20 protein-coding genes are annotated in these 22,168 nt (G+C 44.7%); 19 read left to right on the top strand and 1 reads right to left on the bottom strand.

The annotated features are described in order from the left end of the window. Positions 1–95: 95 nt before the first annotated feature. The 3 genes from QF049_RS12320 to QF049_RS12310 all read left to right on the top strand — a co-directional run bounded on the left by QF049_RS12320 (position 96) and on the right by QF049_RS12310 (position 2,348). Positions 96–257 carry a paeninodin family lasso peptide gene (locus tag QF049_RS12320; protein WP_307537720.1) on the top strand — a complete coding sequence of 54 codons (162 nt, stop codon included), beginning with the start codon at positions 96–98 and terminating at the stop codon, positions 255–257. A 129-nt stretch (positions 258–386) separates the two neighbouring features. Next, complete coding sequence (locus QF049_RS12315; RefSeq protein WP_307537718.1) at positions 387–1,514, top strand: carboxypeptidase-like regulatory domain-containing protein; 1,128 nt, start codon at positions 387–389, stop codon at positions 1,512–1,514. A gap of 282 nt (positions 1,515–1,796) precedes the next feature. Continuing rightward, entirely contained in the window at positions 1,797–2,348 is a 552-nt protein-coding gene (locus tag QF049_RS12310) for a nitroreductase family protein (protein ID WP_105598201.1), read from the top strand. Positions 2,349–2,597: 249 nt separating this feature from the next. On the opposite strand, the gene QF049_RS12305 is transcribed toward QF049_RS12310, so the two are convergent. Continuing rightward, positions 2,598–4,208: a YifB family Mg chelatase-like AAA ATPase gene (locus QF049_RS12305; protein WP_307537715.1), complete on the bottom strand. Its 1,611-nt coding sequence runs from the start codon at positions 4,206–4,208 to the stop codon at positions 2,598–2,600. Between the two features lie 415 nt (positions 4,209–4,623). Here QF049_RS12305 and QF049_RS12300 point away from each other — a divergent pair, with 415 nt between their 5' ends. From QF049_RS12300 to fliJ, 16 genes are all read left to right on the top strand, one after another. Further along, a complete protein-coding gene (locus tag QF049_RS12300) occupies positions 4,624–5,079 on the top strand; it encodes a MarR family winged helix-turn-helix transcriptional regulator (RefSeq protein ID WP_017689201.1) in 456 nt (151 codons plus the stop codon). A 242-nt stretch (positions 5,080–5,321) separates the two neighbouring features. Then, on the top strand, positions 5,322–6,482 hold the full coding sequence (gene sucC, locus QF049_RS12295; RefSeq protein WP_036609384.1) for an ADP-forming succinate--CoA ligase subunit beta: 1,161 nt from the start codon (positions 5,322–5,324) through the stop codon (positions 6,480–6,482). Positions 6,483–6,545: 63 nt separating this feature from the next. Beyond that, positions 6,546–7,475 (top strand): succinate--CoA ligase subunit alpha, encoded by a 930-nt coding sequence (gene sucD, locus QF049_RS12290; protein WP_036609382.1) that lies wholly within the window; start codon positions 6,546–6,548, stop codon positions 7,473–7,475. A 243-nt stretch (positions 7,476–7,718) separates the two neighbouring features. After that, a complete protein-coding gene (gene dprA, locus QF049_RS12285) occupies positions 7,719–8,849 on the top strand; it encodes a DNA-processing protein DprA (protein ID WP_307537713.1) in 1,131 nt (376 codons plus the stop codon). A 116-nt stretch (positions 8,850–8,965) separates the two neighbouring features. Next, positions 8,966–11,065, top strand: coding sequence for a type I DNA topoisomerase (topA, locus tag QF049_RS12280; RefSeq protein WP_124114065.1), 2,100 nt, complete (start codon positions 8,966–8,968; stop codon positions 11,063–11,065). 56 nt (positions 11,066–11,121) lie between these two features. After that, positions 11,122–12,465 carry an FADH(2)-oxidizing methylenetetrahydrofolate--tRNA-(uracil(54)-C(5))-methyltransferase TrmFO gene (trmFO, locus tag QF049_RS12275; protein ID WP_373428235.1) on the top strand — a complete coding sequence of 448 codons (1,344 nt, stop codon included), beginning with the start codon at positions 11,122–11,124 and terminating at the stop codon, positions 12,463–12,465. A gap of 26 nt (positions 12,466–12,491) precedes the next feature. Further along, a complete protein-coding gene (gene hslV, locus QF049_RS12270) occupies positions 12,492–13,034 on the top strand; it encodes an ATP-dependent protease subunit HslV (RefSeq protein WP_062833786.1) in 543 nt (180 codons plus the stop codon). Between the two features lie 115 nt (positions 13,035–13,149). Further along, positions 13,150–14,550: an ATP-dependent protease ATPase subunit HslU gene (hslU, locus tag QF049_RS12265; RefSeq protein WP_076208906.1), complete on the top strand. Its 1,401-nt coding sequence runs from the start codon at positions 13,150–13,152 to the stop codon at positions 14,548–14,550. Between the two features lie 982 nt (positions 14,551–15,532). Next, a complete protein-coding gene (flgB, locus tag QF049_RS12260; RefSeq protein WP_076208905.1) occupies positions 15,533–15,940 on the top strand; it encodes a flagellar basal body rod protein FlgB in 408 nt (135 codons plus the stop codon). Between the two features lie 6 nt (positions 15,941–15,946). Then, positions 15,947–16,396 carry a flagellar basal body rod protein FlgC gene (gene flgC / locus QF049_RS12255; protein ID WP_017689191.1) on the top strand — a complete coding sequence of 150 codons (450 nt, stop codon included), beginning with the start codon at positions 15,947–15,949 and terminating at the stop codon, positions 16,394–16,396. Between the two features lie 57 nt (positions 16,397–16,453). Beyond that, the gene (gene fliE / locus QF049_RS12250) at positions 16,454–16,765 is read left to right on the top strand and encodes a flagellar hook-basal body complex protein FliE (protein ID WP_017689190.1); all 312 of its coding nucleotides are present in this window, start codon (positions 16,454–16,456) and stop codon (positions 16,763–16,765) included. A gap of 137 nt (positions 16,766–16,902) precedes the next feature. Continuing rightward, positions 16,903–18,486, top strand: a complete 1,584-nt coding sequence (fliF, locus tag QF049_RS12245) for a flagellar basal-body MS-ring/collar protein FliF (protein WP_076208903.1) — start codon at positions 16,903–16,905, stop codon at positions 18,484–18,486. An 11-nt stretch (positions 18,487–18,497) separates the two neighbouring features. Continuing rightward, positions 18,498–19,514: a flagellar motor switch protein FliG gene (gene fliG / locus QF049_RS12240; protein ID WP_047842476.1), complete on the top strand. Its 1,017-nt coding sequence runs from the start codon at positions 18,498–18,500 to the stop codon at positions 19,512–19,514. Then, on the top strand, positions 19,507–20,370 hold the full coding sequence (locus QF049_RS12235; protein WP_307537708.1) for a FliH/SctL family protein: 864 nt from the start codon (positions 19,507–19,509) through the stop codon (positions 20,368–20,370). The genes fliG and QF049_RS12235 overlap by 8 nt, the downstream gene beginning before the upstream one ends. Then, positions 20,357–21,676 (top strand): flagellar protein export ATPase FliI, encoded by a 1,320-nt coding sequence (gene fliI, locus QF049_RS12230; protein ID WP_036609365.1) that lies wholly within the window; start codon positions 20,357–20,359, stop codon positions 21,674–21,676. Before QF049_RS12235 ends, fliI begins: the two co-directional genes overlap by 14 nt. Before the next feature lie 11 nt (positions 21,677–21,687). After that, positions 21,688–22,140, top strand: a complete 453-nt coding sequence (gene fliJ, locus QF049_RS12225) for a flagellar export protein FliJ (RefSeq protein WP_307537706.1) — start codon at positions 21,688–21,690, stop codon at positions 22,138–22,140. Positions 22,141–22,168: the final 28 nt, after the last annotated feature.

Below are 22,168 nucleotides of genomic sequence, written 5' to 3'. Positions count from 1 at the left end.
AAAATCATTGTATTTCAGAAATTTATAGATACAAAATGTATCATTTGTAATAAACTAAGAAAGTTGAAAAATTTAAAGAGAGGTTGGTGGGATGTATGAAAGAGCTTCAGAATACTTCGAACAACACAGTAAAAAAAGTATGGGAGTGCCCTCGGATGGAAGTGATGGATATCAGCGAGACCATGAACGGTGGACAGGGGATTTGGCAATATGTTTGGGACGGAGAATTCTGGAAGCTTGAACTTATGGTCAGTTAATTTAAGAGGCTAAAGAGGAATGTTTGATCAATAAAATAAATGGTGAGGTGTAGTGAGAAGATGCAGATAAGTATCAAATGGATAATACGACTAAGTAGACTATCTTTATGTTTCATTTTGTTTGGAATCATGTATTCCGGAGTTTCTTATGCAGCCGATCCATCTACACAGGCAAGTGTATCAGGTAAAGTTATTGATCGTCAGGGACTACCTGTCAAGGACGCTACTGTCAAGTATTGGCTTAATTATCGTGGGGATACGTCAGAAAAAAGCGTGAAGACGGATGGGAATGGACGGTATCATATTATAGAGTCCGTTGAAGACAATACGGAAATTACTTTTGTAGTTGAAGCAGAGGGTTATGTGAGGTACAGACACTATAGCTCCTACGGATTGTCCGGTGGAGAACAAATACAGCTAGATTTTCGTATTTATGAACCTTCCACGATTGTGGGAACAGTCAAAGATCAGGCGGGCAAACCTGTTCCAGATGCTCGTATAAAAGTATCAAGTGTCTTTGATCGTATAGTGAAATCTGATCAGCAAGGTCGATATGTGGTTACAGGAATTGATTACGCATATAATCCAAACACTGCAATATGGGTAGATGCCGATGATTATATGCTATATGAACAGGGTCGCTTGAGTGTCCGTGAGGGAGGAACCTTGAGAGTGGATGTTGTTTTGGCAGAGGCGGCACACGTGCGGGGAAAAGTTGTAGATGAGTCGGGCAATCCAGTAAGTGGGGCTAAAGTTAATGCTGGAGGTTCGGCAACAACAGATGCTCAAGGTAACTATTTTATAAAGCGCGTGCCAACAGGCACCAGAACAATAACGGGGGAAGCAACAGGATACTTAAAATCTACTCAGAACGTTATCCTCGTACAAGGAGATCATAATACGTTTAATATCGTACTTAAGAAAGATGCAGATATTACACCTCCAGTAACCAAGTACAGATTAGTTCCTATTACAGATACTGTGAACGGGAAAATATACATCAAAGGATTTACATTCAGACTTCAGGCAACAGACGAAGTCAAAGGTTCGGGCGTAAAAACAACGCAATATCGAATCAATGGGGGAGAATGGAAGAACTATGAAGGACCCGTCAAGTTTTATGCCCCTGATGTCAAGGTGGTAGAGTACTATAGTACAGATGTTGCAGGTAACCAGGAGAAGTACAACAAAATGGATTTTGTTAATGGCACATTTGAAGGGAATGGCACGTTTGAAGGGGAGAGTTACGACGATTGATTAATCGTTGATATGATATGTGAATGAATAACATGAGAATAAAAGACGGTTCTGACTTGATGATCTCTCGTGGTGAATCAAGATTCAGAGTCGTCTTTTCTGTTCGTAATGACCTTAACGGTAATGACCTCAGCCGCCCCTTTGAATCTCGTGATCAGATGGGTGTATAATCAAGAAGGTAAACTGGTATTTTTTTATGTCATAAAGAAATTATATTGAATGTACAAGACCGCGAATCACTATTGCGGCTGCAAATGATTTTATAAACAGGAGGTACGGCCGATGAGTAAAGCTACGAAAACAATAAATGAAGTCAGAAATGCGATTCAAAACCGTCGTACGGTGAAAAAATTCAAAAAAGAAGCTGTTCCTACACAGCAGATTATAGAATTGCTGGACACCGCAGTCTGGGCTCCTAACCATAAACTGCGTGAACCTTGGAGATTTTTGTTGTTTACCGGAAATGGACGGAAGAAACTGGCTGAGGCTATTGATGCAGAAATGGGAGAAGACAATAAATTCTCAGCCAATATTATGCAAGTTCCATCCGTTATGCTTGTCGTGCTGGAAGAAGACCCAAGACAGAATATCTGGGACGAAGACTTCGCTGCGGTCAGTGCATTGGTTCAGAACTTTATGCTTGCAGCCTGGAGTGAAGACATTGGAACGTTCTGGGTGACCAAGCCATTCTTGTACGCTCCCAAATTCCGCAAACCGCTTGGAATAGAGGCGGGAGAGAAGATTGTAGGCATGATTTATATGGGATACCCTGATGTTATTCCTTCTGCCAAAGAACGCACACCAGCTAAGGACAAACTCACTCTTTTTGAATAATAAATTATTAAATTATTGTAGACCTTAGCTATATACGATCCCCTTATGTTTCAGGGAGATCCACGTACAAGTACCTTTCTTCACAGAAGAGAAGGGCTTGTACGTTTTTTGTCATGTGGGCGTATCCGTATTGTAGAATCTCTATAAGAATCCTTCTCGATCTTCCTCTGCTGTCTGCAGTTTCATGCCCATTTCACTGCCTTTGGGTAAATCGGTCTGTTCTTTCCTCCATATGCTTCTAAAATAGCTTTAAAATAAATTAAGATCCAGTTGACGATACTGGATGGCTTCAGCCACATGAGCTGTCACAATTTCACCTTCATGGTCCAGATCGGCAATGGTCTGTGCCATCTTGATAATCCGATCATGTGCACGCATGCTCAGGTTTAACGTTTGCAGTGTTTGCTCTAACAGTTGCTCTGCCTCTTGGGGGAGATGGATCGTTCGTCGCAAAAGCGTGCCGGATAGCTGGCTATTCCAACGAACCGAACTATTGGCATAACGTGTAGCCTGAATTTGATGAGCGTGGATCACTTTTGTCTGCATTTCTTCAGAGGAAGGGGAAGCAGCAGACTTGCGCCACTCGCCTGGTGGAGGAACCTCAACCTGAAGATCAATACGGTCCAGCAGTGGTCCTGAAATCTTAGCTCGGTACGCGGCAACACGGGATGGACTGCATATGCAGCGTTGCTCCTCCGAATGAGCGGACAAATAACCGCAGGGACAGGGATTCATGGAACATGCTAGCATGAACTGGGCCGGAAAGGTGAATGCAGCGCGTGCCCGACTAATTGTCACTGTGCGATCCTCTAACGGCTGCCTTAATACCTCCAGCACTTGGCGTTGGAATTCAGGTAATTCATCCAGAAACAATATGCCCCGGTGGGCAAGGCTCACTTCACCCGGTTTTGGGATACCACCGCCTCCAATCAGACCAGAAGTGGATATTGTATGGTGAGGCGAGCGAAAAGGTCTATCTGCAATCAGGCCTTGAGGCGCTTCTTTCAATTTGCCTGCGGCACTTAATACTTTGGTTACTTCTAACGCTTCATCTTCTGACAAAGGTGGAAGGATGGTAGGCAACCGTTTGATTAACATTGTTTTGCCCGTGCCTGGCGGTCCAACGAGCAGTATATTATGCATGCCGGCTGCAGCAATCATAAGCGCGCGTTTTACATGGTGCTGCCCCAGAACATCGCTATAGTCGTCTGCAAATAATGGTGTTTGTCTCGGCTTCCTATCCGCCATCTTATGAGTCTTATCAGTTATAGGAGCAGCGAGGTGTACATAATTTTTCAACACGACTGGTCCTGCATTCGAATTATTTGGTATTTCCACTGAACTAGCGGGTTGATCTGGGTTTTCTGGAGCAATATCTTGTAAATGACGAATGCCAAACACCTGGATACCTCGAATCAGTGACGCTTCCTCCACGTTATCCAAAGGCAAAAGCACGGAAGTAAAGCCTTGTCGTTTGGCCAGATCCACCATGGATAAAATGCCGGGCACGGACCTGATCGAACCGTCCAGCGCGAGTTCGCCAACCACTAGTGTCCGTTCCTGGGGGGGGAGCACAAGCTGGCCGCTTGTCATGAGTAAACCAATAGCAATAGCTAGGTCAAAGGAGGATCCTTCCTTGCGCAGATCAGCGGGGGCCAGATTGATTGTGATCCGCTGTAACGGATACTGATATCCGCAGTTTTTAATCGCTGCACGAACACGTTCAACGGCCTCCCGAATGGCTGAATCCGGTAAACCGATGATGGATGTCTGTGGCAGACCATTGGATAAATCGGTTTCCACTTCGATCAGAACGCCATCGATTCCGTACAAACACGCACTGTGTAATTTTCCGTACATGACAAAGAAACACCTCACTCGATTCTTGACTCCGCATGATACGGGCCAGTCTACGAATTAAGGTGCTTCCTCAGCTTCTACTAAGCATTTTATATAAAAGGAATCATGGAGTCAACCTGTCATTATCATTGCTGTAGTCATCTTTCCTGATCCCTGAATTTTAGTTATGGAAGGAAATCATTAAAGCGAATTTATTCCATTGACCTTATGTATTATTTTTATTGAATCATGGGGATGTACTGCTGGTCATCTATTCATGTTTTTATTTTACACAATCTAATTTAACATAATTAAATTGAATAGTAAAATCATTTGTGCTCAATTATTCTGTTTTTTTTCTAATTTGTGATAAGATAGATTTATAGTTCCTTTTTTATAAGGAATAGAATGCACAATAGGCAGGTGAGAAAGATATATGCAGACTGACAGTTTGAAGCTGGATAACCAATTATGCTTTGCCATATATGCTTGTTCACGTGAGATTACGAAGATGTACCAGCCCTATCTAGAGGTGCTCGGCGTAACGTATTCACAGTATCTGGTTCTGATGGTATTGTGGGAACGTGAAGAATGTACGGTTAAGGAGATCGGGGAGGCACTCTATCTCGATTCGGGAACGTTGACACCACTTCTCAAACGGTTGCAGTCAGCAGGACTTATTAATCGCGAACGCTCTGCTCAGGATGAACGAAAAGTATTAATTACATTAACCGACTCCGGCCGTGAGCTGCGAAACAAGGCATTGTCCATACCTGAATCCATTCAGGGAGATGCGTGTTTGAACAGTACAGAGTTTGAAGCTTTGCTGGGTCAGTTCAAAGGGTTGCTGGAAAAAGTTCACGAAACCAACACGAACGCAGCCAAAAAATAAAATGTAGTTTTACATCAAGGAAACCTTAGCTTTTAGCTGAGGTTTTTCCATATATACCCAAGCATTCACAATATGGGATCATACTCATATCAAAATACTGTCTATTAACCATTAATTTTTTAAGGAAAGCGTTTTAAAAACGTGTTACAATGAATTGGGTTTAAGTGAAAATAGTCAACATTTGTCTTTTGTTAGTCTACCAACCCGCCTTGTTGCAGTCATGTTGATAGGAGGATTCGAGAATGAATATCCATGAATATCAAGGAAAAGAAGTACTGAAACAGTATGGAGTTACCGTTCCAAACGGAAAGGTTGCTTATACAGTCGATGAAGCGGTTGCGGCCGCAGAGGCACTGGGCAGTCCGGTGACTGTTGTTAAAGCGCAAATTCACGCAGGTGGCCGGGGTAAAGCCGGCGGCGTAAAAGTGGCGAAGAGTACGGATGAAGTTCGTGCCTATGCTTCCGAAATTCTGGGCAAAGTATTGGTAACACACCAGACTGGACCAGAAGGCAAAGAAGTGAAACGTCTTCTGATTGAAGAAGGATGCGATATCCGCAAAGAGTATTATGTGGGTGTTGTTGTGGACCGTGCCACAGGCCGTGTAGTTATGATGGCTTCCGAAGAAGGCGGTACTGAGATTGAAGAAGTAGCTGAAGCTACACCTGAGAAAATTTTCAAAGAAATCATTGACCCTGCCATTGGATTGCAAGTGTTCCAGGCCCGTAAACTGGCTTACAGCATTAAGATTCCGAATGAACTGGTGAACAAAGCTGTTAAGTTCATGCTCGCGCTGTACACTGCATTTGTCGAAAAAGATTGCTCTATTGCCGAGATCAATCCTCTCGTTGTTACCGGAGATGGAAACGTTATCGCGCTAGATGCAAAATTGAACTTTGACTCCAACGCCCTGTTCCGTCACAAAGACATTTTGGAACTGCGTGACCTGGATGAAGAGGATGAAAAAGAAATCGAAGCTTCCAAATACGACCTCAGCTACATAGCACTTGATGGCAACATCGGCTGTATGGTCAATGGTGCGGGACTTGCGATGGCGACGATGGACATTATCAAATACTACGGTGGAGACCCGGCCAACTTCCTTGACGTTGGGGGCGGTGCAACAACGGAGAAGGTGACTGAAGCATTTAAGATCATCTTGTCCGATGCCAAAGTAGCTGGGATCTTTGTTAACATTTTCGGTGGCATCATGCGCTGTGATGTTATCGCCAATGGTGTTGTTGAAGCCGCGAAGCAGCTTGGCCTGACCAAACCGCTGGTTGTTCGTCTTGAAGGAACTAACGTGGAGCTTGGCAAACGTATTCTGGGTGAATCTGGCCTGAATATCGTTCCTGCTGATTCCATGGCCGATGGTGCACAGAAAATTGTTGCCCTCGTAAAATAAGTTCATTCCTTAGTACCGGAGCTGTCCGGGAATTGAAAAATAACCGTAAGGATGTGAAGCAACGTGAGTATTTTGATCGATAAAAATACAAAAGTCATTACGCAAGGCATTACGGGTTCAACGGGAATGTTCCACACGAAGGGCGCATTGGACTACGGAACCCAGATGGTAGGCGGAGTTACACCGGGTAAAGGCGGAACTAATGTGGATATCACGTTGGAAGACGGTACAGTAGCTAGTTTGCCGGTGTTCAACACTGTGCAGGAAGCGAAGGAAGCTACAGGCGCAACAGCGAGCGTCATTTACGTTCCTCCTGCATTTGCAGCAGATTCCATTATGGAAGCTGTTGATGCTGAGCTGGACCTCGTAATCTGTATTACAGAAGGTATTCCGGTTCTTGACATGATCAAGGTTGACCGCTTCATGGAAGGTAAAAATACCGTCCTGATCGGACCAAACTGTCCAGGTGTCATTACACCAGGCGAATGTAAAATCGGTATCATGCCTGGTTATATCCATATGGCAGGGCATGTGGGCGTTGTTTCCCGTAGTGGAACACTTACCTATGAAGCCGTTCATCAACTGACGACTCGTGGCATTGGACAATCTTCTGCTGTAGGAATCGGGGGAGACCCTGTAAAAGGCTCCGAGTTCATTGATATCCTCAAACGGTTCAATGAAGATCCACAGACTCATGCGGTCATCATGATTGGTGAGATTGGTGGTACAGCTGAAGAGGATGCTGCAGATTGGGTACGTGAAAATATGACCAAACCGGTTGTTGGTTTTATCGGTGGCGTAACAGCGCCTCCAGGCAAACGGATGGGCCATGCTGGCGCTATTATCTCTGGCGGTAAAGGTACAGCCAAAGAGAAGATTGCGAAGCTGGAATCATGTGGAATCAAAGTAGCACCAACTCCTGCTGAGATGGGTTCGACTTTGGTGAGTGTACTTGAGGAACGCGGTATTTTGAATTTGTGCACGACACATTAATTCTTTTTCGTTATAATAGAAGAAACGGCTCGGAAATGATCTATTTCTGGTAGACCGACTATCATGGTTACGGAAAAGGTAAGCAACCTTTTGTCCTTGAACAGGGCGAAGGGTTGCTTTTTTGCGTTTTTTTACGGGAAAAGAGGGAGGAATTGTCCCTCATCCGCGTAAACGCTTGCATTCCGTGGTCACTTAACACACAATATGAGGGAAGATCTCTTCCCGCTCTGGGAGGTTTATGGTATGGAAGAACGATGGATCTTGTTTGGGTTACATGAGATGGAGGGCATTGGCAAAAAAACAATCTCGAAACTGATTCTGGGACAACATGAATTACCCGATCTATTGAATTATGGGGAAAGCGACTGGGTAGCAGCAGGCTTGCGCAAAGATCAAGCTGCACGTTTGACTAGCCAATTTACTATCGACTGGATTGAGAGTAAAAGAGAACACGTTTACAATCAGGGGATAGAGGTTATTACTTATCTGGATCAGAATTATCCCATATTAATGAAGGAAACCGTTCAGCCTCCCTGGGTAATGTATGCTCGAGGGGATGTTAGTTTGCTACACAATTCGTCTATTGCCATGGTGGGAACTCGTATGCCGACCGTGTATGGGCGCAAAGTTGGAGAAAAGCTGGCAGAGCAATTATGCAATGCAGGACTGACGATTGTAAGCGGGCTTGCCCGCGGTATTGATAGCGTGTGTCATGAGGCAGTACTACGTGCTAAAGGAAAAACGATTGCAGTATTCGGAACAGGGATTGATAATATATACCCACCCGAAAATACAAGCCTCGCCGAGCGAATCGCGGAGACGGGTCTGCTTTTGTCGGAATATCCACCAGGTACGCGAGCGCGCCAGGGATTATTTCCGGAACGGAATCGAATCATTGCCGGTCTGACATTGGGAACATTGGTTGTTGAGGCTGACACTCGCAGTGGTTCACTCATTACAGCAGATGCTGCGCTTGAAGCAGGCAGGGATGTATTTGCAGTCCCTGGACCTATTACATCGCCGAAAAGTCGGGGAGCACATAATCTTATCCGTCAAGGGGCCAAATTGGTCACTTGTGCAGCAGATGTATTGGAAGAGTATCGATTGGGCTTGCCAAATGCAGAACAACTTCCTTACAATAGAGGACGTTCGACCGAAACAACCGAGCCTTCCGGGCGAGGGATATTCGCTGAGGTTAAGCTCTCTCCAGATGAACAACGTGTGATTTATCTGTTGGAACAGGGAGAACAATCATTGGATCAACTGGTTGAGCTGCTTGGTTGGGATTTTGGACATTTGCATTCAGTTCTGTTATCTTTAATCATAAAAAAGCAGATTAGCCAATTACCAGGCACTAAATACGCGAGGGTATGACGAAGCTACAACCTACGTAGTGCGTGGAAATATATAATTAGCAGAAGTTATTAACTATGCATAAGCTTACAGAAACAGTTTCATGACAGTTTCATGACTGAGAGGAGGATGAACCTATGGCGGATGCACTCGTAATCGTGGAGTCGCCCTCAAAGGCGAAGACGATAGGCAAATATTTAGGCAGCAAGTTCATCGTAAAAGCTTCGATGGGGCATGTTCGCGATTTGCCAAAGAGTCAGATCGGCGTTGAGGTAGAGAATGATTTTAATCCGAAATATATTACGATCCGCGGCAAAGGTTCAATCTTGAAAGAACTGAAGGATGCACGGAAGAAAGTGAAAAAAGTGTATCTCGCAGCTGACCCGGATCGCGAAGGTGAGGCTATCGCATGGCATTTGGCCCATGCCCTTGAACTGGACGATACGGCAGATTGCCGGGTTGTATTTAATGAAATTACAAAACAGGCGGTCAAAGATGCGTTTAAAACGCCGCGGAAAATCAATATGGATCTGGTTAACGCGCAGCAGGCAAGACGTATTTTGGATCGGCTTGTTGGATATAAAATTAGTCCGTTATTATGGAAGAAAGTGAAAAAAGGTTTGTCTGCAGGCCGGGTTCAGTCCGTGGCTGTTAAAATCATTTTAGATCGTGAAAATGAAATTGATGATTTTGAGCCGGAAGAATACTGGAGCATTACCGCCAAACTGACAGCAGACGGCAATCCGTTTGAAGCCAAGTTTCATAAACTGAACGGGGCCAAAACAGAGCTGGGCAGTGAAGCGGAAGTGCAAGCGATCCTGAAACAGATCGAAGGTGCAGACTTTACGATCAAGGAAGTTAAAGAGAAAGAACGGAGCCGTAACCCTTCCGCCCCGTTTACGACGAGTTCTCTGCAACAGGAAGCGGCGCGTAAATTGAATTTCAGAGCTTCCAAGACGATGTCGGTCGCCCAACAACTATATGAAGGTGTAGACCTTGGAAAAGAAGGCACAGTAGGTCTCATCACGTATATGCGTACGGACTCCACACGAATTGCGGCATCTGCACAAGAAGAAGCCAAAGAGTATATCGTTGGTAAGTATGGTGAGCCATTTGCACCTGAGACTCCACGAAACTATTCCAAAAAAGCAGCTAATGCTCAGGATGCGCATGAAGCGATTCGTCCAACTTCAATTCTGCGTGATCCTGACTCAATCAAGTCATTCATGAGTCGCGATCAGTTCCGGTTGTATAAACTGGTTTGGGAACGTTTTGTAGCGAGCCAGATGTCTTCGGCTATCCTGGATACACTCTCTGTAGATATTGCTGCGGGGGACACCATTTTCCGTGCAGCAGGTTCGAAGGTACGGTTCCAAGGTTTCATGAAGGTATATGTTGAAGGAAACGACGATGGTACAACCGATGAAGATCGTCTGCTGCCTCCGTTGAAAAGTGGAGATGTGCTTGAGAAGCAGGAGATTGAGCCAAAACAGCATTTTACACAACCGCCACCCCGATATACGGAGGCAAGGTTGGTTAAGACGCTTGAGGAATTGGGTATAGGGCGTCCAAGTACATATGCGCCAACACTGGAGACCATTCAGAAGCGCGGATATGTTGCGATAGAGGAAAAGAAATTCATGCCAACGGAACTTGGCGAACTGGTCATCGAACAGATGGAAGAGTTTTTCCCGGAAATCCTGAATGTAGAGTTTACCGCAAACATGGAAGGTGATCTTGACCATGTGGAGGAAGGTTCCGAGGATTGGGTCAAAGTACTCGCAGAATTCTATGAATCTTTTGAGAAACGCCTTGAGTTTGCGGAAGAAGAAATGAAAGAAATCGAGATTGAAGACGAAGTATCGGATGAGATCTGTGAGAAGTGCGGCAAACCGCTGGTTTATAAACTCGGACGTTTTGGCAAGTTTCTTGCGTGCTCTGGCTTCCCTGATTGCCGGAATACCAAACCGATTATCAAGGATATCGGCGTGACTTGTCCGAAGTGTAAGGAAGGTCATGTTGTTGAGCGTCGTAGCAAAAAGGGACGTATTTTCTACGGTTGTGACAAGTATCCTGAATGTGATTTTGTCTCATGGGACAGACCTTCAGCCAAACCATGTCCAAGTTGCGGATCGCTAATGATTGAAAAGCGGAACAAAAAGGGAGCACGATTGCAGTGTACTTCATGTGATCATCAGGAGCCGGTGGATGAACCGGATGACGAATCAGCAGATTAGTATATATGTGAATCAATTCAATTATAGTGAAATATGAAATTGCTTTATGGGGGTAAATGATTTTGACGAATGAACAACAAGTAACCGTTATTGGTGCCGGGCTGGCAGGAACAGAAGCGGCCTGGCAGATTGCAAGTCGCGGCGTACGCGTAAAATTATACGAGATGAGACCTGTTGTGAAAACGCCAGCTCATCATACGGATAAATTTGCAGAACTGGTATGTAGCAATTCGCTACGTGCGAATGGATTGACCAATGCAGTGGGTGTGTTAAAAGAAGAAATGAGAATGCTCAATTCTCTTGTATTGTCAGCAGCAGACAAACATGCGGTTCCCGCAGGTGGAGCACTTGCAGTGGACCGGGATGGCTTCTCGGGTGAGATTACGTCTACGTTGCACCAGCATCCGCTCATCGAAGTGGTGAATGAGGAATTAACTTCTCTGCCGGAAGATGGCATCGTTGTTGTTGCAACGGGGCCGCTGACTTCACCTGCTTTGTCTGAGCAAATCAAGGCACTAATGGGGGAAGAGTATTTCTACTTCTATGATGCAGCTGCACCGATCATCGAAAAAGATTCAATTGATATGAATAAAGTGTATCTGGCTTCCCGTTATGATAAGGGTGAAGCGGCATATCTGAACTGTCCGATGACAGAAGAAGAGTTTGATGTCTTCTATGAAGCTCTCATTACTGCTGAAGTCGCTCAATTAAAAGAGTTTGAGAAAGAAATCTACTTTGAAGGCTGTATGCCAATCGAAGTGATGATGAAACGCGGAAAACAGACGGCTCTGTTTGGTCCAATGAAACCGGTAGGTCTGGTTAATCCTCATACAGGAGAGTTGCCACATGCGGTTGTTCAGCTTAGACAGGACAATGCAGCTGGAACCCTGTATAACTTGGTGGGCTTCCAGACGCATCTGAAGTGGGGAGAACAGAAACGAGTCTTTTCCCTTATTCCTGGACTTGAAAATGCAGAGTTTGTCCGTTATGGCGTAATGCACCGCAATACATTTATTAATTCCCCTAAACTGCTTCGTCCAACGTATCAGTTTAAAGAGCGTCCAAACCTGTTCTTTGCAGGTCAGATGACGGGTGTAGAAGGATATGTAGAATCTGCTGCATCAGGGCTTATTGCTGGCATGAACGCAGCCAAAGCAGCTCTTGGGCAGGAACTGGTGGTATTGCCGGTTGAAACAACCCTTGGCAGTATGGCTCAGTATATTACAACAGCTGACTTCAAACACTTCCAACCAATGAACGCAAACTTTGGTTTGTTGCCGAAGCTGGAAACGAAAATCCGTAACAAAAAGGAAAAAAATGAAGCTCTTGCACAGCGTGCACTGGATGGTATCACTAGTTTTGCTGCGGCAGAAGGTCTAACTGTTCCGGAACGCGTATAAATTATTCGTGGGAGGAGGCTGATATCATGGATATGTCATTTCATGCTACAACGATCTGTGCTGTTCGTCATAATGGTAAGGCGGCAATTGCTGGAGATGGTCAGGTGACCATGGGCCAGAGCGTCGTGATGAAGAATACAGCCAAGAAAGTAAGACGGTTGTACCGTGGACAGGTTGTTGCCGGATTTGCCGGTTCTGTGGCGGATGCCATTACCTTGTTTGAGAAATTCGAAGGCAAGCTGGAGGAGCACCATGGTAACCTGCAGCGTGCTGCTGTAGAGCTTGCCAAGGATTGGCGTCAGGATCGGATCTTGCGTAAGCTTGAGGCATTGTTGATTGTGATGGACAAAACAGGCATGTTGCTCATCTCAGGTGGCGGCGAAATTATTGAGCCTGATGATGACGTTATCGCTATCGGATCAGGCGGGAACTTTGCCTTATCTGCTGCACGTGCATTGAAACGTCATGCTGTGAATCTTGAAGCGAAGGACATTGCGCGCGAATCGCTTCAGATTGCCTCGGAGCTTTGTGTGTATACCAACAGCAATATTATTGTAGAAGAGTTATAGGCCGAAGAAATCTCCCGTAGTGGAGCATGATATTGAATCTGCTCCAGGACGTCTAGGGGATTCTTTGTCCTTGTAAGGTAAAATAACTTCAGCATACTGGTAGGAGGGAAGCAATATGAATACTCAAGCGTTAACACCGAGACAGATTGTTGCAGAGCTTGACAAGTATATTGTAGGTCAAAAGAAAGCCAAAAAATCGGTAGCGGTAGCTCTTCGCAATCGTTATCGGCGTAGCCTTTTGCCTGAGCACACTCAGGACGACATTGTGCCTAAAAATATCTTGATGATTGGACCTACCGGTGTGGGTAAAACGGAGATCGCCCGTCGCCTGGCTAAACTGGTAGGTGCGCCATTTGTGAAAGTGGAAGCTACCAAGTTCACTGAAGTAGGTTACGTTGGTCGTGACGTTGAATCGATGGTGCGTGATCTGATTGAGACATCACTGCGGATGGTGAAGCTGGAGCGGACTGAAAAAGTGAAGGACAAAGCTGAAGAAGCTGCCAATGAACGAATTGTACATATTTTGGCTCCTTCACAGTCCAAGTCCAAGAATCAGCGTAATCCCTTTGAGATGATCTTTGGGAATAATGGCAACAACGTTCAGGAACAGGATGAGCCTGAACCGGATACTGGGGTTGCCGAACGCCGCCGTAAGATCAAGTTTGATTTGTTATCTGGCAAGTTGGAGGATGACATCATTGAAATTGATGTCGAAGACACTGCACCTAACATGATGGACATGTTTGCTGGTCAAGGTAATGATCAGATGGGCATGAACATGCAGGAGATGTTTGGTAGCTTGTTGCCTCGTCGTACGAAAAAACGTAAACTCGCTATTAAAGAAGCGCGTAAAGTGTTGATCCAGGAAGAAGCAGGGAAATTGATCGACATGGACGATGTTACCCAGGAGTCCATTCGCCGGGCGGAGCAGACAGGTATCATATTCATTGATGAAATTGACAAGGTTGCCAGTCAAGGACGCGGTAGTGGACCCGATGTATCCCGTGAGGGTGTGCAACGTGACATTCTGCCTATCGTAGAGGGCTCTACAGTAATGACGAAGTATGGTCCTGTCAAAACGGATTATATTCTGTTTATGGCAGCTGGCGCATTCCATGTCGCCAAACCCTCTGATCTGATTCCGGAGCTTCAGGGACGCTTCCCAATTCGTGTGGAACTAAGCAGTCTAACACTGGAGGAGTTTGTATCCATTCTGACTGAACCTCAAAATGCACTGACCAAGCAGTATGTTGATCTGTTGCGGACAGAGAATATTGAGATTGAGTTCTCGGATGAGGCCATTCGCGAGATTGCCAAATTGGCTGAATCCGTCAATCAAAATACAGAAAATATAGGTGCTCGTCGATTGCATACGATTCTTGAAAAGCTTTTGGAGGATTTATCTTTTGAGGCACCTGAGCTTACACTGGAACGTATGGTGATTACTCCGGAGTATGTCCGGGAGAAATTAAATGATATTGCGCTTGATCGTGATTTGAGTCAGTATATCCTGTAACATGGAGCTAGCAATGTAGCTGTTAAAACGATGCTATAAATGAACGATATGCACGAGAGTAGAGAACATTTGTGTGATCGACAAAGGGAAGCAATCCTTTAGCGAATCACAAAGGCCCTCATACTTAACGCATATCGTTTATTTTTGTTTCCATCTAAAGGATTTCGATGTTACAACCGATAAAAGATGTGGGGTTGTTGTACGGGATCGACAAAACCTAGGACTTGTGCCGCATGTATACGAAGTTAAAACCTATCGGAGTGATAATTATTCTTCGTTTCAATACCCAACGATTCCCATTAAAAGGATTTTCCTTATTCCAAGTCTGGTCATCGGTTTAGTCGATAGATTGGTAAATGTTGCGTAAATGCGCAAAATGATGAATTGTAGAAAAGTGTGAAGCCACTAATTGTTTTCTTAAAATTAAAATATAGAGACTCTACTTAATTGTTAAGAAAGTGTTGTGTAGGAAGGGCGAGTTTTCTTCATTCTTGAAAGATAACTTGTCAATTGATTAATATACAGCTTTGTATGTATACCTATCGTATTGTCCATAAACCCTTAGTATAACGGCAAAAAATTCTAACATAATCAACTATGAAATATTCGGAAATATACATAATTACGGGCGTTGTAAGCTCATGTTGAGACTTGAAAGCTTTTTTAAATTTAAAGAATGTTTAAGAACAATAAGGGAGAGTATTAACATACTTTTGTTTTGGGCCCGAACATTTACGAAAAAATTCATAATTTGCAGAAAATACACAAAAAGCCCCGTCTTTCAGAAAAGATAGGGCTTTTTTCTTATTGTAATAAATCCCAAACTCGAAGAAACTTATGTTATACGACAACATCAGAGTTAATTCTACTTAAGTCCTAGAAAACCGTGTAAAGACGAATGTTTTTGTCGAAAAAAACATAAGAATTTTCAAGGGAAAAGATTCAATCTTTTTCCATTACTTCTAAAGAGAGGAGGGGGATTGTGAATCTTTTAAACGATATCAGCTTTAAAAGATTGCAAGGTGCACTCGATGCGTCCAATATCAGACAACGAACGATTGCTGACAACATCGCGAACGCCGATACCCCGTATTTCAAGCGCTCGAACGTTTCTTTTGAAGAAATGTTGCAAGGGCAAATGAATGGAGATATGCCTGTTCTTAAGGGTAAAGTAACTGATGCAAGGCATTTTGTCATAGGTCCTTCCTCTTCCGTACCAACGCCAGTAGTTAATATGGACCAGTCAACCTCCATGAATAACAACGAAAACAATGTCGATATAGACAGAGAAATGAGTCTTCTGGCGGAGAATCAGTTGCGTTATAACGCTTATATTCAGCAAGTGAACGAACAAATTAAAATCATGCGTGTTGGCGTGGAAGGGAGATAACCTAAATTGAACATTAGTAATAGTTTTAGTATCAGTAGCTCAGCTCTGACAGCCCAACGGTTGCGGATGGACGTTATATCTTCCAACATTGCTAACGCAGAGACAACGCGCGCGAGCGTATCTAATGGTGAAGCGGTCCCTTACAAACGTAAAATGGTTGTGCTTGAGCCGAATAAAACGTCATTTGGTACGATGCTGCAAAATCAGATGAGAGGTAGCGGTTCAGGAGATGGTGTAAGAGTAACGGAGATTCGCGAGGATCAGTCACCTTTGAAACCTGTGTATGACCCTTCTCATCCGGATGCCAATGCAGAAGGATATGTATTTATGCCTAATGTGGATATTGCGAAAGAAATGGTCGACATGATTTCTGCCTCGCGTTCCTATGAAGCAAACGTAACAGCACTGAATTCAACCAAAGCGATGATCTCCAAAGCTTTGGAGATTGGAAGATAATCTGCTTAGAAATGAAAATAAGAAAATACAAACCAGGGATGAAGGGGAGGGACATTAATGATTCAGAACAACATGTTTAGCACACAGGGGATACAACCGCTACAGATGAAGAGTGCAACCGAAAGTAAGCCTTCTACACCAGCCGAAACCATTCAGAGCTTCGGTACATACTTACAGAATGCATTAGGGTCCGTTGCAGCACAGGAGGCTCAATCGCATGAAATGTCGAATCAATTTTTGGTCGGCAAAGCGAATGTGGATCAGGTGATGATTGCTTCAGAACAGGCCTTGTTAAGCCTACAACTCACAACTCAAGTCCGAAACAAAGTGGTCGAAGCATACCAAGAAGTTATGCGAACGCAGTTATAAAATAACCTACTTGCGCTTCGATAATAGCGCTGATCATTACAACAAAGCAGCTGCGATGCTGCTCCTGATCGTCAACCTATGAAACGGCTAGGGTTGAGTAAGGACAGACTAAGCAAAGTTTCGGATGGGGTGACAGAGTGAATGAGAGAATCGCCCAGTACAGGGATAAGGCATCCCAGTATTGGAATAGTTTTAGCAAAAAACAAAAAGTATTATTTATATCCACCTTCCTGTTTCTGATTTTGGCTGCAGTTGTACTCACGATGCAATTGTCAAAAACGGAATATGAAGTTGCTTTTACAGATTTGAATGCAAGTGATTCAGCGGGCGTGATCAGTTATCTCGATTCATCTAGCATTCCATACAAATTAAGTTCAGATGGCAAGACCATATCTGTACCGAGTACAAGTGTTGCAATTGCAAAGGTGAATGTTGGATCTCAAGGGATTATTCAGAATGGTTCATTAGGGTATAAGTCATTCGAGGAGTCATCATCCCCCATCGGGATGACGGATAAAGAGTTTGATGTAAAGTACAACAACGCTATAAACGGAGAAGTTGAACAGTTACTTCAGCGGATGCAAGGGATACAGGATGCCAAAGTACTCGTTAATATGCCGAAAGATAACATCTTTGCTGGTTTAGAAGAACAAGACAAAGCATCAGCATCGGTAGCTCTCCAATTCAAACCGGGTTATCACCCAAATCAGGCAGCGGTAGATGGCTACTTTAACTTGGTTAAGACTGCAATTCCTAATCTGCCTGTTGAGAACATCACAATTACGAACACAGATGAAGCAGAATTGATTCCAACTGCCCGAGGTGGCAGTGGCGGGTTGTCTTCCGAAGTTCAAGAGAACATGGCATTACAGAAAAAGTTTGAAAACGATGTCCGTAACAACGTAAAGCAATTCCTTTCCCAGATTGTAGGCGAAGACAAAGTTAATGTTTTGGTAGCCTCCAAGCTTAATTTCGACAAAGAAACACGTAAGGAAAATCTGGTCACACCTGTTGATGTAGATAATATGAAAGGCATCGAAATCAGTGTGCAGGAGATTCAAAAGAGCTACACTGGCGCAAGCAACCCAACAGGTGGTGTTGCTGGCACAGGACAAGAGGAAGTTCCGGGTTACCCTTCATCTGATGCAACCGGTAATTCTACCTCTGAAGAATCATCAAGCACTATAAACTACGATGTTAATCGAATCGCCAAGGATATCATTTCCAGTCCGTATACTGTAAAAGACTTAACCATTAACGTTGCAGTTGAACCACCAAATGGAGAAACAGAATTACAGGGACCGGTTCAGGACGCAATTGAGAACATTTTGGTTAACATTGTTCGTGCTTCACTGGCAGACTCAGGTACTGTAATAAGTGACGCCGATCTGACAAAGAAAGTTTCAGTCATGTCACAAGGATTCCAGTCTGCCTCTGCAGACAATACAGGTTTCCAGCTTTCCTCAACGATGATGTGGGGTGGAGGCGCACTCATAGCGGCATTGATCGCAGCGGTAGTTATTTTGTTAGTACGCCGTCGCCGCAAACAAAACGAAGTCGAAGAAGAAGAGATTCCTCTTCCAATAGCAACAGAGTTCCCGTCCATTACGCTGGACAGTGTAACGAACGAAAGTCAGGTGCGCAAACAATTGGAGAGTTTGGCCAAGAAAAAGCCAGACGAATTCGTCAATCTGCTGCGTACATGGCTGGCTGACGAATAGAGGTGAACGCATTGGCGAAGGCAAGCAGTCAAGGTTTGACTGGCAGACAAAAAGCAGCAATTTTGTTGATTACATTAGGTCCGGAAGTGTCGGCTCAGATCTTCAAACATCTGCGTGATGAGGAGATTGAGCAACTTACATTGGAGATTGCCAACGTTCGCAAAGTTGATTCTTCCGAAAAGGACATGATCATGGCCGAGTTTCACCAGATCTGTCTGGCGCAGGAATATATCTCCCAGGGCGGTATCAATTACGCCAGAGAAATCCTGGAGAAAGCTCTGGGTTCTTCCAAAGCACTTGAAGTCATTAACCGTTTGACAGCTACGCTGCAAGTCAGACCGTTTGACTTTGCACGCAAAGCTGATCCAAATCAAATTTTGAACTTTATTCAGAATGAAAGTCCGCAAACGATCGCTCTGGTTCTGTCTTATCTCCAGTTCGAACAAGCTGCAGCGATTCTGTCATCTTTACCACAAGAGAAGCAGGCAGATGTCGCTCGCCGCGTCGCAGTTATGGACAGTACTTCGCCAGAAGTTATCTCTCAAGTGGAGCGGGTTCTGGAACAGAAGTTATCTTCTACCGTAACGCAGGATTACACCAATGCGGGTGGTATCGAATCGATCGTTCAGATTCTGAACGGAGTCGATCGGGGTACAGAACGTACCATTTTGGACTCGCTCGAGATTCAGGATCCGGAGCTTGCAGAGGAAATCAAAAAACGCATGTTTGTATTCGAAGATATCGTCAATGTGGATGATCGATCGATTCAGCGCATTATTCGGGATATCGACAACGCAGATTTGCAGCTGGCACTCAAAGTGGCAAGCGAAGAAGTTCGGGATGCCGTGTTCCGGAATATGTCGAAACGGATGTCCGAAACATTCAAAGAAGAGATGGAGTTCATGGGACCTGTGCGATTGCGTGATGTTGAGGAAGCTCAGACACGTATCGTAGGAACGATACGCAGATTGGAAGAAGCCGGTGAGATCATTATCGCACGCGGTGGAGGAGATGATATCATTGTCTAATTTGATTAAGTCTTTCCAGTATGTACCCGTTGATGACCGTAAAAAACTTGAAAATCATCATCATTATGGTGGTGCTGAGGAGTCTGAAACGGAATTATACGGTGATAGTGCTGAAGATTCTGAAGCAGAAACGCTTCAAGCACGCGTGGACGAAGAAACAAAACGTCTTACCGCAGAGATGCTGGAAGATGCCAAGGAGTTTGCAGAAAAGCAAGTACGTGAAGCTTCAGAAGAGGCAGAGCGCATGCTTCAAGAGGCCCGTGAACAGATCGACAGCTGGTGGCAGGAACAACGACAACAGGATGAACATCTCACCGAAGCGCTACGTTCACAAGGTTTCCAACAGGGTTTTGAAGAAGGCAAAGTACAAGCTGAACTGGATCTCCAGGTGCAGATCGAAAAGATGATGAATGAAGCCCAGGAAGTGCTCAAGGAAGCTTATGTAGCTAAAGATCAGATCATTCAGGAAGCCGAACCGTTCCTCGTGGAGCTCGCTTGCGGGATCGCTGAGAAAGTCATTGATAAGCAACTTACCATTGAACCCGATCATACATTGGAACTGATTCGTGAGAGTTTGTCACGTAAACGGGAGCAGGGTTTGATCACACTCTGTGTGGCACCTGATCAGTTTACATTTGTACAGGCAGCTCGTGAAGAATTGTCTCTGTCCATTGACTCTCAGGCAGAATTGCAGATTTTGCCTGATTCAACGGTCAAAGATAAAGGATGTGTCATTCGTTCTTCGTTCGGAAGTGTAGATGCGAGAATTGATACACAGCTTGCTGAGATTAAAAAAGAACTGGTCCGCATAGCACTTGAGGATGAGGAGCGAAAAAATCAACATGAAGGTTCTTAGTTCACAGCGATATATGGAACATTTGCGCCAATTCGATCCTGTTCGTATTAACGGCAAAGTTACTCAGGTCATTGGTCTTATGGTGGAGTCAGAAGGGCCAGATGCAAGTATCGGTGACGTATGTTATATCTATCCTGGTAAATCGGCCAAACCTCTTCAAGCCGAAGTTGTTGGGTTTCGAGATAACAAAGTGCTGCTTATGCCACTGGGAGAACTTCAATCCATCGGTCCTGGTTGTGATGTAGTAGGTACAGGTAAACCACTCGGCGTTCAGGTAGGCTCCGAATTGCTCGGTAAAGTGCTGGACGGACTTGGGCAGCCGCTAGACGGCTCCCTTCTCCCATCCAGAATGCCGATGTACTCTACCTCCAATACACCGGTTAATCCAATGGATCGTCCACGTGTACTTGAAACGATGGGTGTTGGTGTAAGAGCTATCGATGGATTGCTGACCGTAGGTAAGGGACAGCGTGTAGGTATTTTTGCCGGCTCTGGTGTTGGTAAGAGTACATTGATGGGCATGATCGCTCGTAATACAGCAGCAGATGTCAATGTCATCGCGCTTGTGGGTGAGCGTGGACGTGAGGTGCGCGACTTTATTGAACGGGATCTGGGTCCAGAAGGACTGGAACGCTCCGTAGTCATTGTTGCAACTTCAGATCAGCCTGCTCTGATCCGGATAAAGGGAGCAGTTATTGCGACCACTATTGCAGAGTATTTCCGAGATCGTGGAATGAACGTGATGCTCATGATGGATTCGGTAACCCGATATGCAATGGCACAAAGGGAAGTTGGTCTGGCCGTAGGTGAACCTCCGGCAATGAGAGGATATACGCCATCGGTTTTTGCAAGTTTGCCCAAACTGCTTGAACGGGCGGGTACAGGACCTACCGGTTCGATTACAGCCTTTTACACCGTTCTGGTCGATGGGGATGACATGAATGAACCAATCGCGGATGCGGTAAGGGGTATTCTGGATGGACACATTGTGTTAAATCGATCCATTGCAAATAAAGGTCATTTTCCAGCGATTGATGTGCTAGCCAGCATAAGTCGTGTTATGAAGGATATTGCTCCGGAAGAGCAGTTGGAAGCCGTTAATAATATGAAACGTTTGATGGCTGTGTACAAGGAATCGGAAGATTTGATCAATATTGGAGCATACCAGCGGGGATCAAATGCAGCCATAGATGAATCGATAGACCAGATTGATAGTATATGGAACTTTACCAAGCAGAAAGTCGACGAGAAAGTCACTTTAAGTGAAGTACAGGAACGTTTGATTCTTGAATTTGCAAGGAGATGAATGGTTAAGCGATGAAATTTCGATATCATTTCCAGAAAGTTGTTGACCTGAAGAGTAATGAAAAAACACAGGCAGAGTGGATGTTATCCACAGCGATCGGTAAACTTCAGACAGAGGAAGAACATCTGATACAACTTCTGAACGATAGAAATAATCTGATCGGGATTATCCAATCTGCTACGGAAAATACAGCGTCTGTAAACAGTCTGCAGGAGATGCAACGTTATGTACATCACCTTGACGAGTGCATTTCACGCAAAAACAGTGATGTTAAACATGCTCAGGTCAATGTGCAACGGAATCAGACGTTTCTGAACGGTAAGATGGTTGATGAAAAAGTATGGCTTGGAGCGAGAGACAAGGCCAAGATCAAATTTCAGCAGGAGATGCTCCTCCGGGAACAGAACGATCTGGACGAGATGGCTACTGTACGCTTCGCTGCCAAAGCCGGACGCGCGAATTGATGTGAGCCGGACGCGAAGTTGTCTCGTG

The sequence above is a fragment of the Paenibacillus sp. W4I10 genome (assembly GCF_030816325.1).
Taxonomy (GTDB): domain Bacteria; phylum Bacillota; class Bacilli; order Paenibacillales; family Paenibacillaceae; genus Paenibacillus; species Paenibacillus amylolyticus_B.
This window is presented reverse-complemented; position numbering and strand designations above follow the sequence as displayed.

Excerpts from the sequence above, each read along its gene's own strand:
- QF049_RS12320 (WP_307537720.1), top strand. The coding sequence starts at position 96 with ATGAAAGAGCTTCAGAATACTTCGAACAACACAGTAAAAAAAGTATGG.
- fliE (WP_017689190.1), top strand. The coding sequence starts at position 16,454 with ATGATTCAGAACAACATGTTTAGCACACAGGGGATACAACCGCTACAG.
- QF049_RS12300 (WP_017689201.1), top strand. The coding sequence starts at position 4,624 with ATGCAGACTGACAGTTTGAAGCTGGATAACCAATTATGCTTTGCCATA.
- dprA (WP_307537713.1), top strand. The coding sequence starts at position 7,719 with ATGGAAGAACGATGGATCTTGTTTGGGTTACATGAGATGGAGGGCATT.
- trmFO (WP_373428235.1), top strand. The coding sequence starts at position 11,122 with ATGATTTTGACGAATGAACAACAAGTAACCGTTATTGGTGCCGGGCTG.
- sucC (WP_036609384.1), top strand. The coding sequence starts at position 5,322 with ATGAATATCCATGAATATCAAGGAAAAGAAGTACTGAAACAGTATGGA.
- QF049_RS12305 (WP_307537715.1), bottom strand. The coding sequence starts at position 4,208 with ATGTACGGAAAATTACACAGTGCGTGTTTGTACGGAATCGATGGCGTT.
- fliI (WP_036609365.1), top strand. The coding sequence starts at position 20,357 with ATGAAGGTTCTTAGTTCACAGCGATATATGGAACATTTGCGCCAATTC.
- QF049_RS12315 (WP_307537718.1), top strand. The coding sequence starts at position 387 with ATGTATTCCGGAGTTTCTTATGCAGCCGATCCATCTACACAGGCAAGT.
- topA (WP_124114065.1), top strand. The coding sequence starts at position 8,966 with ATGGCGGATGCACTCGTAATCGTGGAGTCGCCCTCAAAGGCGAAGACG.
- fliJ (WP_307537706.1), top strand. The coding sequence starts at position 21,688 with ATGAAATTTCGATATCATTTCCAGAAAGTTGTTGACCTGAAGAGTAAT.
- QF049_RS12310 (WP_105598201.1), top strand. The coding sequence starts at position 1,797 with ATGAGTAAAGCTACGAAAACAATAAATGAAGTCAGAAATGCGATTCAA.
- hslU (WP_076208906.1), top strand. The coding sequence starts at position 13,150 with ATGAATACTCAAGCGTTAACACCGAGACAGATTGTTGCAGAGCTTGAC.
- hslV (WP_062833786.1), top strand. The coding sequence starts at position 12,492 with ATGGATATGTCATTTCATGCTACAACGATCTGTGCTGTTCGTCATAAT.